At 48.2% G+C, this 14,947-nt stretch carries 15 protein-coding genes; 8 read left to right on the top strand and 7 right to left on the bottom strand.

What is annotated here, in order from left to right:
• Nucleotides 1–211: 211 nt before the first annotated feature.
• From C7B77_RS09595 to C7B77_RS09610, 4 genes are all read right to left on the bottom strand, one after another.
• Entirely contained in the window at nt 212–1,600 is a 1,389-nt protein-coding gene (locus C7B77_RS09595; RefSeq protein ID WP_106303380.1) for an aldehyde dehydrogenase, read from the bottom strand.
• Nucleotides 1,601–1,758: 158 nt separating this feature from the next.
• Nucleotides 1,759–2,523 (bottom strand): hypothetical protein, encoded by a 765-nt coding sequence (locus tag C7B77_RS09600; protein ID WP_106303409.1) that lies wholly within the window; start codon nt 2,521–2,523, stop codon nt 1,759–1,761.
• 13 nt (nt 2,524–2,536) lie between these two features.
• A complete protein-coding gene (locus C7B77_RS09605) occupies nt 2,537–3,760 on the bottom strand; it encodes a hypothetical protein (RefSeq protein ID WP_106303405.1) in 1,224 nt (407 codons plus the stop codon).
• A 179-nt stretch (nt 3,761–3,939) separates the two neighbouring features.
• The gene (locus C7B77_RS09610; RefSeq protein ID WP_106303412.1) at nt 3,940–4,338 is read right to left on the bottom strand and encodes a GFA family protein; all 399 of its coding nucleotides are present in this window, start codon (nt 4,336–4,338) and stop codon (nt 3,940–3,942) included.
• A 245-nt stretch (nt 4,339–4,583) separates the two neighbouring features.
• On the opposite strand from C7B77_RS09610, the gene C7B77_RS09615 reads away from it, so the two are divergent.
• The 5 genes from C7B77_RS09615 (at nt 4,584) to C7B77_RS09635 (ending at nt 9,138) form a co-directional block, all read left to right on the top strand.
• Nucleotides 4,584–4,790: a hypothetical protein gene (locus tag C7B77_RS09615; RefSeq protein WP_106303383.1), complete on the top strand. Its 207-nt coding sequence runs from the start codon at nt 4,584–4,586 to the stop codon at nt 4,788–4,790.
• A 107-nt stretch (nt 4,791–4,897) separates the two neighbouring features.
• The gene (gene ccsB, locus C7B77_RS09620; protein WP_106303386.1) at nt 4,898–5,908 is read left to right on the top strand and encodes a c-type cytochrome biogenesis protein CcsB; all 1,011 of its coding nucleotides are present in this window, start codon (nt 4,898–4,900) and stop codon (nt 5,906–5,908) included.
• Between the two features lie 77 nt (nt 5,909–5,985).
• Complete coding sequence (locus tag C7B77_RS09625; protein WP_106303389.1) at nt 5,986–6,882, top strand: KGK domain-containing protein; 897 nt, start codon at nt 5,986–5,988, stop codon at nt 6,880–6,882.
• Between the two features lie 240 nt (nt 6,883–7,122).
• Nucleotides 7,123–7,482, top strand: coding sequence for a dihydroneopterin aldolase (folB, locus tag C7B77_RS09630; protein WP_106303414.1), 360 nt, complete (start codon nt 7,123–7,125; stop codon nt 7,480–7,482).
• A 204-nt stretch (nt 7,483–7,686) separates the two neighbouring features.
• Nucleotides 7,687–9,138 carry a YcjF family protein gene (locus C7B77_RS09635; RefSeq protein ID WP_106303391.1) on the top strand — a complete coding sequence of 484 codons (1,452 nt, stop codon included), beginning with the start codon at nt 7,687–7,689 and terminating at the stop codon, nt 9,136–9,138.
• Between the two features lie 235 nt (nt 9,139–9,373).
• On the opposite strand, the gene C7B77_RS09640 is transcribed toward C7B77_RS09635, so the two are convergent.
• Nucleotides 9,374–10,330, bottom strand: coding sequence for a lysophospholipid acyltransferase family protein (locus C7B77_RS09640; protein WP_181243789.1), 957 nt, complete (start codon nt 10,328–10,330; stop codon nt 9,374–9,376).
• A gap of 17 nt (nt 10,331–10,347) precedes the next feature.
• The gene (locus C7B77_RS09645) at nt 10,348–11,472 is read right to left on the bottom strand and encodes a SpoIID/LytB domain-containing protein (RefSeq protein ID WP_106303394.1); all 1,125 of its coding nucleotides are present in this window, start codon (nt 11,470–11,472) and stop codon (nt 10,348–10,350) included.
• Nucleotides 11,473–11,905: 433 nt separating this feature from the next.
• Here C7B77_RS09645 and C7B77_RS09655 point away from each other — a divergent pair, with 433 nt between their 5' ends.
• Nucleotides 11,906–13,042 carry a DegT/DnrJ/EryC1/StrS family aminotransferase gene (locus C7B77_RS09655; protein WP_181243790.1) on the top strand — a complete coding sequence of 379 codons (1,137 nt, stop codon included), beginning with the start codon at nt 11,906–11,908 and terminating at the stop codon, nt 13,040–13,042.
• 9 nt (nt 13,043–13,051) lie between these two features.
• Here C7B77_RS09655 and C7B77_RS09660 read toward each other — a convergent pair whose 3' ends face one another.
• A complete protein-coding gene (locus tag C7B77_RS09660; RefSeq protein ID WP_245894141.1) occupies nt 13,052–13,450 on the bottom strand; it encodes a low molecular weight protein tyrosine phosphatase family protein in 399 nt (132 codons plus the stop codon).
• 182 nt (nt 13,451–13,632) lie between these two features.
• On the opposite strand from C7B77_RS09660, the gene C7B77_RS09665 reads away from it, so the two are divergent.
• Together C7B77_RS09665 and petN are read left to right on the top strand one after the other, a co-directional pair.
• Nucleotides 13,633–14,535 carry a ParA family protein gene (locus C7B77_RS09665; RefSeq protein WP_106303402.1) on the top strand — a complete coding sequence of 301 codons (903 nt, stop codon included), beginning with the start codon at nt 13,633–13,635 and terminating at the stop codon, nt 14,533–14,535.
• Between the two features lie 158 nt (nt 14,536–14,693).
• Nucleotides 14,694–14,783, top strand: coding sequence for a cytochrome b6-f complex subunit PetN (gene petN / locus C7B77_RS09670; protein ID WP_015160344.1), 90 nt, complete (start codon nt 14,694–14,696; stop codon nt 14,781–14,783).
• Nucleotides 14,784–14,947 lie beyond the last annotated feature (164 nt).

Consider the following 14,947-nt stretch of genomic DNA (forward strand, 5'->3'; position numbering starts at 1 on the left):
GTTAAGGTTACAGGCTTGCTCATTGTCAAACTTTAACCCAATTTGACTACCTCTCTCCAAAATGAGCGAACCGTGAGAAATAAGCATTAAAAATGCTGTTTTTTTCTCGCTTGCAAAATTCGATCGAAGATATGTAACCTCGCGCCACATATTTTCCTGCTGGTGGCTAATGGGCATAACTACCCTTTAAACGGGAGCTATGCCACTGAGCTTAACCCGTCACAATGCTCTTGATTTGTTTGAGCTTTTGAGCCGTGTAAGGGGCATAACGCCAGCCTAAATCTAGCCAAAATTCACGTTTGAGAATACTTTTAAAGTGAGAGAAGGTGTTAAAACTTGCTTTGCCGTGGTAAGAGCCGATGCCGCTTTCACCTACACCGCCGAAGGGCAAGGTATTGACGCCGACTTGCATGACCGTATCGTTGATACAGACACCGCCGGATGAGGTCGCCTGCAAAATCCGCTCTTGCTTTTGGCGATCGTGACTAAAAAAGTATAAAGCAAGAGGTTTGGGGCGATCGTTGACTCGATCGATCGCCTCTTCTAGCGTGTCATAGGTCAGAATTGGCAAAATAGGGCCGAATATTTCCTCTTGCATTACCGGATCGTCCCAAGTGACCCCATCGATTAGAGTTGGAGCCAGATAACGATCTTCGCGATTATAATCGCCGCCAAAGATAATCTCCCCTTTATCTAAAAAGGCAATCAGGCGATCGAAGTGTCGGTGATGGATAATGCGTCCATAGTCGGGACTTTGGGATGGATCTTTGCCGTAGAATTCCTGAATGTAGTGTTGGATGCGATCGACAAGATCGTTCTTAATCTGACGCTGAACCAGGAGGTAATCCGGCGAAATGCAGGTTTGTCCAGCGTTGATGAGTTTGCCCCACGCGATGCGTTTGGCTGTGCGATCGAGATGAACATCGCTATCGACGATGCAGGGACTTTTCCCGCCCAATTCTAAAGTAACGGGAGTGAGGTGTTTTGCCGCTGCCGCCATCACAATCCGCCCGATCGCAGTTCCCCCCGTAAAGAAAATATGGTCAAACTTTTCAGCGAGGAGTTGTTGGCTGACGCTGGCATCTCCTTCGGCAACGGCAATATAACGAGGATCGAAGGTCTCGGCAATTAGTTCGGCCACCACCCGCGATGTATGCGGAGCGTGTTCGGAGGGTTTGAGCAGAGCGCAGTTTCCCGCCGCGATCGCGCCCACCAAGGGCGACATCATTAACTGAAAAGGGTAGTTCCAGGGGCCAATAATCAGCACCACGCCGAGAGGATCGGGCTGAATCCAAGCCGATGCGGGAAATTGGTCGATGGGGCTTTTGACTCGTTGCGGCTTGACCCAAGTTTTGAGATTTTTGAGGGCGAGGTTAATTTCGCTGAGGGTCGCAATCTCAAAGTAGGCTTCAAAAGCTGGGCGACCGAGATCGGCTTTGGCTGCCTGCAAAATTGCCTCTTGACGATCGATTATGGCCTGTTTGAGCTTGGCAAGCTGTTCTAGGCGAAAGGAGATCGCTTGAGTCTGTTCGGTGCGAAAAAACGCCCGTTGTTGTTTGACCAGGACGTGAATGGGGGCGGTAACGAGCTGTTGGGTCATGACTGGCGGCTAGGAATCTTTTAGATAATTATAACTTTAGGAATTATCTAGGCTAGAAACGGTTATATTACATCCCCGTCAGCAAAGTTGCTCGATCGTCATACCGATCGCGTTCCGCTTCACCCGCTGCTAGCAACCTTTCGCACTCAAAATTTGGGTTAGGGTGGCATCATGTCGCTCTCACCGATCGTGTACGTAATCTGAGGGTAGATAAAGTCTGTTTCATTGTTTTCTCGATGCCGCAGATGGTAAAATTCTTGCCTTTGTTCGTCATTTGCCAACGTCAGCCTCGTATCGTCCGAGAAGTATGGATATTCATCCCGAAACCGCACAAAAGTCTTGGATGTGCGAAAGGTAATGCCCAACCATTGGTTCTCAGGCATTTGAACTGATTTATCCAGCACGATCTTGTGCTTGAGCCAGCGATTGGTGTCAACAGAGAACACTACGACACTATTGTGAGTTAAGGGGATCTCGATCCGATCGCGTAGCGTCCCCTTTGGGGAATCGTCGCTTGACTCCTTCAATTCGACGAGCAGCTTCCTGGGTGGGTTTGCGAGATCGGGATATTTGTAGCAAGAGAAAATAGCGATCGACGAATCTTCTGCCAAATCCAGGGCTTGGTCGGAATGACTGCCCATGGTGGTATAAGCGTTCGTGTAGTTTTCGATGAGAGCGTTATTAAAGCCAACCGCAAGCGAAGCAATGGTTTGAATCTGTCGTGCTAGCCGATCGTGTACCGACTGAAAGCGTTGCGCGGGAATGCTGTATCTAGTGGTGGTGCGGACGATCGGGATGCTACCTGTCTCGTCGATCTTTGTCAGCACCGCACCCTGGCGACCTTTGCCCACATTCTCAAACCGTACCGATGCCAGCAACTCCTCGAACGGGTTGCCGTCGCTCTGTAAAGTGTACGACCGCATCTGGTTGGTTATCTTAGATTCGGGGGGCAAGGTAATCTCCTGCGTTCATGCTAAACAGAAACCGATCGCCGTAATCGATGAAATCTGGGGTGTTGTTCTCCTCTGCATACAACTTGCGCAACTCGTCGATACCCTCGATCGTGGGTGGTAATAGCGGCACTAGCTCTCCGTCACGCTTGAGATAGGTATCGCCATGCTTGCGAACTGCCTCAGTGCTCGAACAGCGCACCACATAACCCAATCGAGTTGGAAGCAATTCGGCATCCAGCATCGACGATCGAATCTCGTGCGTGTAGAGCCGATTGGTAGACAGTGGCATGAAAAACACAGAGTTGGGGTACAAGGTCAAGGTAAACTGACGGGGGAGAGTGCATTCAGAGTCTGCTGCAACCGACTCTTTGAGACGAAAGTGGAGCTTGGTCAGCCCACTGGTACCTTTATAGCCGTAATCGAAGGCATCTTTGGTCAGCGGACTTAGCTTATCGAGTCGATCGTAGAAGGTGCCGAAGGCCATAATGCCATTGACAGGCATATCCTTGGTTTTGTCTGCGTGCGCCGAGATCTTGGCCTTAGACTGCTTTTGTGCGGTGACGGCAGGGGTATTATGATAGACCTGCGCTAGGACGTGATTTAGCGGTGCCTGGTTCTGGAAGATAAAGGCTGCCTCCTGGTTGAGAGCATCGACAATATACCTGTCGGTGGCGCGGAAGTTCTCGGTTGGCCCCGATAAGTTTGTGGAACACCTGAGCAGGCGAAAGTGGAGATCTTCACCGTCCTGCATAACGGGTGTCAGATAAATTCCGGTGCGATGAGCCTTCCCCGGCTTGGTAGACTCCGTGAGGGTCTGGAAAGCGTGCTCCGTGAAAATCCGGTCGAACAGATCGAGGTCTATGTCAAAAAAACGTCGATAGTACACGCCGACACCATGGACGAGGAGGGGCACCCGACCCAGGTTCGCCAGCTTCCAGTTCTTCCCATCGTCATCCTTGTTGTAACCGTGCGAGAGATCCTTAATCGCGAAGATCCGCTCGGCTGCATTGAGGATGTAGCTGTCGATCTGGGATAAGTCGCCACACAGGTAAACGGTTTTCTGAGAGAAACTGGGCAAACCAGCAGCAATGTCATCGATCGCGATCGTGGTTCCGCAAAAGTTTTCGATCGAGCCTTCTCCTTTTAACGTAGATGGCGCGATGAGGATGTTGTTTGTATCGAGGATGTGAGCTTCTGTTCTTTCCATTTTAAGTATTAAATCATGTAACCAAGTTTCCTTTGTACTCCTTGTTAGGCGACATGGCATTTGAGTTAAGCAGCATAGCATTCAATCGATCGAAGGGTTAGTCGGCACTTTCGCGTACCTGGAAGACGTTATAAATTGCTGACATAAGTTGGGTGGACTGGGATACTGAATAATGAGCCTTATGACTCGAATGGGTGTTCGTCGAATTGTTTTGCCGTGTCGCCAATTTTGAGCCAGCTCGGTTTTTCCGAAACAAACTCGTGAAATTGATTTTCGACGACCATATCCCCATCTATGCAGTTAGCCGCCACCGGGAACGAATCACTTTCTGATAGCACCTCCCCAAGTGCGGAACCGCAGACCGAGCAAAAGCACCGATCGTATTGATAAGGAGGTTCGGCCTTGTATGTGGCTATTCGATCGCGACCGTTAGTTATCCGGAAGGTTTCGGATTTTACGAATACTAAGGTACTTGCTCCAACTTTTCGGCATCGACTGCAATGGCAGGTGCCCATCATGCTGGGCTGTTCGGTCAACTCAAATCGAACTGTCCCACAACAACAACTTCCTTTAATCATGGCCATTCCTCTTTTCTGGAACCTGTTAGAGCGTTATCTCAGTGCAATTGAACTATAGAGTATTTGAACTACAGTGTCAAGGAAAATATGTCACTCGCCAGAATCAAGAACAATTATTTCTTGACTTTCGTCTCCTTTGCCCCACTCTCTACCCCATCTCCCGATCGATAGAGAGATACACACCGAGGCTACATGGGTAATTGAGCTAAAATATTAATAACTTTTGAATTTTTGATAGAGAGACAGTGGAAAGTAAGACAATTAACTGTAGCGAAGTTTGTGTCAACGGGTGCATTCAGCCCGATAATTGCCAAAATCAAGCACACGTCGAGTCAGCATCCAAATTTATTAACGAAACTTCTTTAGATAAAATGCATGAGATCGCCGAGGAAGCGCGGCGGAAGAAATTGACAGCTCCACCAGTTTGGGTAATTCCCGATTGGCAAGAATAAATTGAGTTGGAGGTTGAGAACGATCGCCGCTGCTAATACATGCGCGCTCGATCGGTTCTAACTTACAATTCGACGGTCAAATTTATCGATAACAAAATAGCTAATATATGAACTTAGTATCGCTCCAGAATCAACTGGACAACCTCTCTTTTGGCATCTTGTTTGTGACGATGCTAATTTATTGGGTCGGTGCCGCTTTTCCCAAAATTCCCTTGTTGCAAAATCTGGGCACAACTGGCATGGCGGTTGCCAATCTCTGCATCGCGGCTCTGTTGAGCGCGCGCTGGATCGAAGCAGGTTATTTTCCACTAAGTAACTTATACGAATCGCTATTTTTCCTAACTTGGGGCATCACGGCGATGCACCTGTTTGCTGAGACAATTAGTCGGAGTGCGCTAGTTGGGGTCGTCACCGCGCCTGTGGCGATGCTGATTACCGCTTTTGCCGCGTTGAAACTACCCGATGACATGCAGGCTTCGGCACCACTAGTACCCGCATTAAAATCCAATTGGTTGATGATGCACGTCAGCGTGATGATGCTATCATATGCCACATTATTGGTAGGATCTGTCTTGGCGATCGCCTTTTTGTTTATTACACGCGGTCAGGAAATCGAATTACGTGGGAGTTCCTTTGGCGGTAGCGGTTATCGCTTGACTAGTAGTCTGGCTACTCAAACTACCGAGCCAGCTACCACCGCCCAACCGATGGCCATCTCGTCGAAATCCGATGTCGGCAACACCGCAGTGCTCGAACTTCCGGCAATGTCGGCAACGGCTACTCTCACCCCGCAGCGGTTGAGTTTGGCCGACACGCTCGATAATATCAGTTATCGGATTATCGGTTTGGGATTTCCCTTACTGACGATCGGGATTATTGCTGGCGGTGTGTGGGCAAATGAAGCTTGGGGTTCTTATTGGAGCTGGGATCCGAAAGAAACTTGGGCGTTGATTGTATGGTTGGTATTTGCAGCGTACCTGCATTCGCGCATTACCAAAGGTTGGCAAGGACGCAAACCCGCGATCTTGGCATCGGTTGGGTTTGTAGTCGTGTGGATTTGTTATTTGGGCGTAAATCTGCTAGGTAAAGGACTACACAGTTACGGTTGGTTCCTGTAATATATTGTTGATGGGAATCCCCATCAACAATTCAGCTCAACCTATCGAAATTCGATCGAATTATTTGGAGACTATTTATGAGCGATCGCTTTGAATCATTGGAAAGTGGCGAAGTTATTTCAGTTCAGCATGACACCCAAGTCTTAAGCGGACATCGGACTTTTAGGGTGGGCGAATTAAACGAAGCGATCGAAAATCATCTTAAAAAGGCGATCGAGAATTGGAATGAAGAAAAGAATGGCTGGTTCAGCCCTCAAGGCATCGATTGTGAAGCCCTGAGATTTGGTTCTAATGGTTGGCAAAAAGGTCGGATTAGGTTGTGCTTAGAATTTTGCCCAGACGAGCCGAATGCAGCCGCACAGAACCTCAGTGCTAGCAACGTGCCTGCTGCAAATCATCCAACTACCGCTCCAACTACAAATACCATCCAACCACCCCCACCGCCGAGCTTTTCTGCTCCGACAGAGGAGGTTCATCATCACAGCAATCTCGAAGCTGCACCAACTGCACCAGAATCGATTGCCGATAGCCCCGAACCCATACCAATGGCAGTACCAGTCGCCGCAGCCATTGGTACTGCTGCCGTAGCCGCAACGGTAGCTGGTGGCTTACCAACAGACACCTTTGAGTCGTCAATTCCACATCATACTGACACAACCTTAGAGCCAGAAGAACATCCTGCCGATGCCAATAGCCAGCAGCATAGTAGTTTTGATGAGATTGCTTTTGAATTCGATCTAGATAATCAAGATCGTGGGTTCGTCGTACCAAATGGCAGAATGGAGTTGGATCTGACAGATCTGGGCTTGGATTTTTCCGAACACGATCTCCTTAATTTTGAAGCCAATGGTATGTCTGAAGGTACGGATGAGTTTATCAATCTTCAGGATTTAAGCAAGCCAGAAAATTCTGGTATGTTAATCGATGAAGTGTGGAATGAGATGAATCAAGGTAACTGGCCGGGAATTAATTAAATCCTGGTACCGAGCGGCGTAAATCCTAGGACTATTTCGGCAACAGGAAAGGAGTTCGGAGTTCGGAGTTCAAAGAGTAGAGGGAGAGTATGCAAAATAGTTGCTTTACTTATGCCGTCGAGTACTAGTAATAGTTTTTTTGTGATGGCATAATTAACTAGCGATCGCGATAAGATGACAAGACGCTGGCCAAATTTGGCACGGTGGCGATTGCTAACTTTTTGTACGACTTTCAAATTTATGGATGTAATTCAATTAACTGGGATTCGTTGTTACGGTTACACGGGACTTTTGCCAGAAGAGCAAGTACTAGGACAGTGGTTTGAGGTCGATTTACGAATCGGTCTAGATTTAGCACCATCGGGTCAAAGCGATCGAATCGAGGATACACTCGATTATCGGAGTGTGATTTCAACTGTCAAAGAAATAATTGCTACTGCGAAGTTCGCACTGATTGAAAAACTTGCGGAGACAATTATTACTAAAGTATTAGCGATCGACAAGGTGCAATCTGTGGAGTTAAAACTACACAAACCAGGCGCGCCAATTCCAGATTTTGGGGGCAAGATTACACTCGAATTAAGCAGGCATAAAACCTAGTAGTCTATGGCGTCAATCTAAGTACTAGTTTTTGGCAAGGATCGCAAAAATGAAGAAGCGACCGATCGGTCTCTCGCACTCAAGCGGTAAACCCCCATATTTGACTTAGGTAAAGATCGGTATCTCACCTGCGCTAATGTGTCTAAATCGGGTAGTCTAGAAATAACTGGTATGACTCTTTAGCATTGAATTGACGGGGCACCTATGACTGTGCAATTACAGCGTCCGCTTTTAGTTGGTGGGATTGGGCTAACATTGGGCTTGTGGGGTTTGGATAGTATTTCGCATAACCTTGCAGGCATCGGCGATTGGTTGACACTAGGTACACTGGCCGCTGGCGGTGGTTACTGGTGGTATAGTCGTCGCGGCAGCCAGGGACGAGTAGCCCCAACCATCGAAAACATCGATCGCCTTACGCTCGATCGCATATTGAATCAAGTAGAATTAGTCATCGGTCAACTGGCGATCGAAAGTCCTAATTCGACACAGATCGCGCTATTACAACAACAATTACTTCAAGCTCAGACCAATTTAACTCGACCCGATCGTCATATTGCCATTACGGGCGGGCAAAAAGTAGGTAAAAGCAGTTTGATGAAGCTGCTAGTGGAACATCCCGTCCCGTCAATGACGCCGCTAAAGTACATCGAAACCCCAGCTTTATTTACCAGCGGCGCGCAGAGTCAGACAGCCAACGCCACAGCCGAACGAGTGTCACAAAATGCCGATTTAGTCTTATTCGTTACCAACGGTGACTTGACGGCTAGTGAATACAAATATCTCACCGCACTTCATCGCGATCGTCAGCGGGTAATTTTACTATTCAACCAAGCCGATCGCTATTTACCAGACGAACGCAATCTGATTCTCCAAAAACTGCAAGTAACAGTCAAGGGCACGATCGCGGCTTCAGATATCGTAGCGACTAGTACCGCACCCGCACCGATCGAAGTTCGCAAAATTCAAGCCGATGGCAGTGCGATTAAAAGCCGCGAAGTCCCACCAGCAGATATTGGTAGCTTAGAGAGCCAACTGACTCAGATCCTAGCGACAGAAAGCGAAAAACTTTTATGGGCGAGTACTTATCGTCAAATTGCTGGCGTCCGAGTTGCAGCGAAAACCGAACTAAATCGAGTCAGACGCGATCGCGTGTTACCGCTCATCGACCAAAACCAGTGGATCGTTGGTGCCGCAGCTTTTGCCAATCCAGTACCCGCACTAGATCTACTCGCTACTGCGGCAGTTAATGCTCAAATGGTGATGGATTTGGGCGCAATTTATCAACAAAAATTCTCCCTAGAACACGCTCAAGCTGCTGCGGGGGCGATGGGCAATGTGATGTTGAAATTAGGATTGGTCGAACTGTGTACTCAGACAGTTGCTGGAGTGCTCAAGACTAATGCTGTCACCTATGTCGCTGGTGGATTGGTGCAAGGCTTGAGTGCTGCTTATTTAACCCACATCGCTGGTTTGACCCTGGTTGAATATCTCGAAGCCCAAGATCTCGTTGCTACCGAACCAGCCCGCGCCTGGAATCTCGATTTGCTCGGCAACACCCTGCAAAAGGTCTTCCAAGCCAACGAACGCGTTGCTTACGTGCAAACACTCGTCAAGCAAGGTATCGAACGCTTAGTGCCCAATAGCGCGACGGCATAATTAACCCAAGTTGCTAGTACCTCAAGGCGGAAGTCAAGCAAGTAATTAAAAGTTTTAGCTATCAGCGGTCAGCTTTTGAGGGTCGATCTCAACCTGCTAATACTAGCCTTATTTATGCCGCGCTGTGCTAGTTAGGAGTTTTTAGTGGATAAGGTGAAAGGGTAAGGGGAAAAGGGTAAAAGGTATCATTTTTATCCTTTGCCCTTTTCCCCTTACCCTTTCCCCCTTGTATGTATTACGATCGCCGCTCGGCAACTACTCGATCTAGCTCTGCTTGCATCTGCTGCTCGACGAGAGTATAACAGGCATCGACATAGTCTCGATCGTTAGCGGCACCGCGACCGTAGCGATCGAACTCGATCGGTTTGCAGATGTGAATGTGTACCTGCGTCGGTAGCGGTATATTGGGCAATGGGCCAAAAGCCACCCCCCACGGCAGTCCTAAATAAATCGGCAACACCACCGGATCGATCCCAAATAACCACGGCAATCCCCATTCATGCAGGCGTTCAAACATCGGATATAGATCTGCCAATACGATTAAACTATCATGCGCGCCGATCGATACCACCGGAACGATTGGCGCGCGCTCGCGTAGGGCGACTTTGATAAACCCCTTGCGTCCAGCGAGCTGAATTTGATGTCTTTGACTGTAAGGCCGAAATACATCCTCGGCACCGCCGGGATAAACCAATACGGGTGCATCTTTTTGTAATGCCGCCATCGCCATCTTCGGATGAGCGACGACCGCGCCAGCTCGTGCGGCTAAATTCGATACCGGGCCAAAATATTTCCACACGCTCGGGTGTGCCAAGCCATAAGCAGGCCGTTCGACACCATAACGACAAAACCATTCATACATCAACATGAACATGTCAGGGGCTGCTAAACCCCCATTGTGAGAGCCGACCACCAACATCCGTCCCGTCTGGGGTACATTTTCCCAACCCTCGCTGGTCACTCGGAAGTAACGATCGTGCATCCACTGCCACATGGGCATAAATATTTCGCGAATCGATCGAGGATCGCGATCGTCTAACGACCATCCATCATATTTGTGGAATTTTGGGGGCGGTAAATCGCTCGGCTGTTGAAAATTGTTTAACAATGGTCGCAGATTGAGGGTGAGCACGGATTTAGACTGCAATTTTTTGACTGCGGCTAAATTATCCTCATCGATCGTACCAAACAAAGGCTACTCTCTACTCTCTACCTTTTACCCAACACGCCAGAATTATGACTCAGCTCTACATCCCGATAGTAGTGGGCCAAAATCTGGGAATAAGTCATCCCTTGCTCGGCGAGATTGTAAGCTCCCCATTGACTCATTCCCAAGGCATGGCCGTAGCCGCGTCCGGTCAAGAGAAAACCCGTCGGGGTCGGCGCGATCGTAAAGCGCAGGCTGCGGAGTTTGAGCGCGGTTCTGACCTCAGAGCCGGGTAAAATTTTAGTAGTATCGCCAATAATCTTGAGACTGACGACACTGCCGAAGGGCGTGACGCGATCGGGTACGAGGTTTTTGATTTGAGATACCTTGAGACTTTGACTCAGTTGAGCGGTGGTAAAAGTCTGGCTCCACTCATATCCAGGCGAGCCAAGATCGTAATCGGGGACGCCTCGCAAATACGGCTTGCGACCAGACCAAATATCTTCGACGTTTTCTGTATGGCCGCCAGAAGCGGAGTGAAAGACGGCTAAAATTGGTTTGCCTTGATAAGTCATAATTTGACCTAAAGTGGCATTGACGGCAGCCTGAGTGGTATCTGATTCGCCAGATACGCCGCGATAAACTTGACTGGTTTGGGTGTTATCGAGATCGAATAATTTTTTGCTGGTGGACTGGCTCCGATAGAGGGCGTAGGTACGTGCGGCGACGGCTTGAGCTTTGAGAGCTTCGATCGGAAAAGTCGGACTCATCTCCGATCCCAAAACGCTGTAGAGATACTGTTCGAGATTGACATGGTTGACGACCACCAGTCGTTGTTTGGTAGCGATCGCCTGTACCGTTCCGCGATACCAACGATCGCCGATCCAGACATAACCATTTTGTTGCGGTTTGACCCATAATGTTTTGGCTTTCGGAGTGTTGTCGATCGCCACCCGATCGTCGTTCGCACTGGCAAGCAATCCTTGCATGGGCTGGAGTTCGCCAATTTTTTGGCCGTTGCCATCGCTAATAATGGCAGGAGTCGAACTACTCAGATTGACTCGATCGATATTTTGAGCGATGGCAATGCGGACTTGCTCGGCAGATGCAGGAATCGCGGCCATCAGCCAGATGAAGAAAGAAAACCAGCTAGTTTGAATGCCCAGATGCAGCAGGCGAATCAGCATAAAAATTAAAGATCGTCGGAAAAGTAATAATACTATGGAACGTCTAGCGTTGCTACTGCGTCTGGAAATGAACCTGTAACTCGATTCTCCAAAGGAGCGACTGAAATCACGTGGAGGTTTGTCTTGTCGCACTCTCATGGTCGGGAAACCCGACCGAGGTGCGCCGCTCCTCCGCATGTGTTTGGGTCAGCGATTCGCGCTCCTCGGCTTTGCCGAGGGTTTAGCGACCCAAATCACGCGGAGGTTCCCTCCGCATGTGTTTGGGTCAAGACAGCGAATCAAGACAAGACAGAGGCTCCGCCAACGCCCTTGGTAGCGATCGCCAGTTAATGGTAAATTGAGTCCATCGCGATTCTCTTTCAGAGAAGCTACGCCAACGATGTGGTAGACTATACCGCTACAATCCAATTGCAAATTCACGGTTATTAACGTTGTGAGTAACATCCCCCCTCTTGACCTCAAACGGCAGTATCAAGCGATCGGTGCTGATGTCAGTGCAGCGGTATTAGAAGTTTTAGCGAGCGGTGCTTATATTGGCGGCCCGATGGTGCAGAACTTCGAGCGGCAATTTGCCAGCTACATTGGCACCACTGAATGCGTCGGTTGTAATTCCGGCACGGATGCGCTGTATTTAGCCTTGAGAGCGATGAACATCGGTGCGGGGGATGAAGTAATTACTACGCCCTTTACCTTCATTGCTACTGCTGAAACCATCAGTGCTGTCGGAGCCAAACCAGTATTTGTCGATATCGATCTGGCTACTTTCAATCTCGATCTCGATCTATTGGCAGCCGCAATTACACCACGTACTAAGGCAATTATGCCCGTACATTTATTTGGCAATCCGGTAGATATGACAAAGCTGATGTCGATCGCGACACAGCATAATTTAATCGTCATCGAAGACTGCGCTCAAGCCACGGGTGCCAAATGGAATGGCCAAGCAGTCGGCAGTATCGGCCATTTTGGCTGTTTTAGTTTCTTTCCTACTAAAAATCTCGGTGCTTGTGGTGATGGTGGCGCGGTTACCATCAACGATCCAGAACTAGCAGGCGACTTACGCATGTTCCGCGAACATGGCAGCCGTCAGCGATATTATCATGAAGCGATCGGTGTTAACAGCCGTCTCGATGCCATCCAAGCCGCTATTCTCCAGATCAAACTCCAACATCTCGATAGTTGGAATCAACAACGAGCCGCCGTTGCCGCACGCTATCAAGATTTGCTCGCAAATATTCCAGGAATTATTACGCCTCAAGCAACTCCTGGCGGCGAATCTGCCTGGAATCAATACACAATTAGAGTCGTCGCCCCTGTGGGCATAGATCCAGCCGACTATCGCGACCGCGTGCGTGCTAGTCTGCTCGAAGCAGGCGTTATCTCGATGATTTATTATCCGCTCCCCCTCCATTTACAGGCTGTATATCAAGACCTCGGCTACCCTGCTGGCAGCTTCCCCAACACCGAATTAGTCAGTCATGAGGTGCTGTCGTTGCCGATGTTCCCCGAAATCACCTTTGACGAACAGCAACGGGTTGTATACGCGCTCAAAGATGCCATGGAAGGCTAAATTAGCCACTCATTCTAAATATTCGGCCAGACGAGATTCCAGAATTTCGATTAATTCTGGATCTTGGTATTGATAATCGTCGCTAATATGTAGAACGATGACCGCTTTTTCCGCAATTAAATCGGGATAGTTGCGTTGGAGAATGGCAGCGTGACGTTTTTCCATCACAAAAATGCGATCGGCCCAATTGATTAAGCCAGGAGTAATTTTTATCCTGGCACTATCCGACGTACCTGCGGATTTGGCACTATGTCGCTCGCTACGATCGAACAAAGCTGCTGCGGTCGGACTCCGCCATTGATTTCGACTACAGACAAATAATAACTGTTCGCGATACATAGACATTGACTCGAACCACAGGATAATTCCTACATCATCTTGGCTTTCAATCTTAACGCCAGTAGTCAAAAGCTGCCACTACTCGAACTACTCCAACGATCGATGAGTAAGATTACTCCCAAGTAAAATTATGTCAACGAGAACCGCCTAAGTCGATCGCAAGACGATCGAAACCTACTATCATGTGTAGCGGTACTTACGGATTCAGTCCGCACCTCGTACTAAAGTCAGGGAGCCATTTGAGATAAATCATGGGACTAGTCATCGCCACTGTCAATATGAAAGGAGGTGTTGGTAAAACCACCCTCACTGTCAATCTAGCTGCTTGTCTTGCCAAGCTATCTGGGAAGCGCGTACTAGTTGTAGATCTCGATACCCAGATTAGTGCTACCCTCAGCCTAGTCACGCCGCAAGATTTTTCTAAGATTCGTCGCGAGAAAAAGACGATTTCTTATGCAATCTCCAAAGTTCTCAAGCCAAATTCGCGGTATAAGTTTGAAACCAAAGATCTGATTACTCCAGATGTTTGTTGGGTTAAAGGGCTAGATTTATTAGCTGGAGATATCGATATCTACGACGAGTTTTTAGTATCGGAGAAACTCCATGAAGAGACTGTCGAAAATCCCAACTTAGATTTTATCGACGCTTGGAATGGATTTGAAGGTTCTTTGATTAAAGATATCTTAGCTCCGATCGTTGATGAATATGATTTCATCATCCTCGACTGCGCTCCTGGCTATAATCTCTTGACCAGAAGCGGGATTATGGCCAGTCATTTTTATATCATGCCCGCTCGTCCCGAGCCACTATCTCTAGTCGGTATGCAACTATTGGAACGGCGCATTGCCAAGCTTAGAGAAGCTCATGAGGGCGATAAAAACTGCTTGGAAAGTAGTTTATTAGGGGTAGCATTTATCCTCTCTGGTAGCAGCTTGTTCGCTCGCTATTACGATCGAGTGATGGAACGAGTTACCCAAGATTTTGAAGCTAGTAAAATCTTCCAGACGCGAATTCCCATGGATGTTAATGTCGCTAAAGCGATCGATAGTTTTCAGCCTGTGGTCATCGAGAATCCTAGCTCTGCTGGCTCCAAAGCATTCGTCAAATTAAGTCAGGAGCTACTCACCAAGGTTCAGCAACTCGCTGGCGATTAGTTGGGAGTCTCAAGTGTTGGGAGTGAGTAGAACCGTTTTGCACTCTTGGATGAGAGTAGCCGAAGGTTAGCAAACACTCCCGATCGGTTTGTTTGCTAAGTATGTCAGGAACGGATTATGATAGATTGGGGCATAAAATATACTTCTAAATAAAAACTATGGATATTCTTACTCTAGGCTGGGTTTCACTTTTAGTACTATTTACTTGGTCGATTTCGATGGTTGTCTGGGGTCGTAACGGCTTCTAATTGTCACTACTTAACACTACAATCGATCGCGTAGCAAAACCCAGCACTTAGTGTTGGGTTTTGGCTTATTTAGAGGGAGTGGATAGTGAATAGTGGATAGTGGATAGTGGATAGTGGATAGTGGATAGTGGATAGTGGATAGTGGATAGTGGATAGTGGATAGT

Origin of the sequence: Chamaesiphon polymorphus CCALA 037, from assembly GCF_003003845.1 — a bacterium.
GTDB lineage: Bacteria > Cyanobacteriota > Cyanobacteriia > Cyanobacteriales > Chamaesiphonaceae > Chamaesiphon > Chamaesiphon polymorphus.

Bases quoted from the DNA above. Each gene is read 5' to 3' on its own strand.
- ccsB (WP_106303386.1), top strand. From the start codon at position 4,898: ATGAACTTAGTATCGCTCCAGAATCAACTGGACAACCTCTCTTTTGGC.
- C7B77_RS09610 (WP_106303412.1), bottom strand. From the start codon at position 4,338: ATGATTAAAGGAAGTTGTTGTTGTGGGACAGTTCGATTTGAGTTGACC.
- folB (WP_106303414.1), top strand. From the start codon at position 7,123: ATGGATGTAATTCAATTAACTGGGATTCGTTGTTACGGTTACACGGGA.
- petN (WP_015160344.1), top strand. From the start codon at position 14,694: ATGGATATTCTTACTCTAGGCTGGGTTTCACTTTTAGTACTATTTACT.
- C7B77_RS09625 (WP_106303389.1), top strand. From the start codon at position 5,986: ATGAGCGATCGCTTTGAATCATTGGAAAGTGGCGAAGTTATTTCAGTT.
- C7B77_RS09595 (WP_106303380.1), bottom strand. From the start codon at position 1,600: ATGACCCAACAGCTCGTTACCGCCCCCATTCACGTCCTGGTCAAACAA.
- C7B77_RS09645 (WP_106303394.1), bottom strand. From the start codon at position 11,472: ATGCTGATTCGCCTGCTGCATCTGGGCATTCAAACTAGCTGGTTTTCT.
- C7B77_RS09600 (WP_106303409.1), bottom strand. From the start codon at position 2,523: ATGCGGTCGTACACTTTACAGAGCGACGGCAACCCGTTCGAGGAGTTG.
- C7B77_RS09665 (WP_106303402.1), top strand. From the start codon at position 13,633: ATGGGACTAGTCATCGCCACTGTCAATATGAAAGGAGGTGTTGGTAAA.
- C7B77_RS09605 (WP_106303405.1), bottom strand. From the start codon at position 3,760: ATGGAAAGAACAGAAGCTCACATCCTCGATACAAACAACATCCTCATC.
- C7B77_RS09635 (WP_106303391.1), top strand. From the start codon at position 7,687: ATGACTGTGCAATTACAGCGTCCGCTTTTAGTTGGTGGGATTGGGCTA.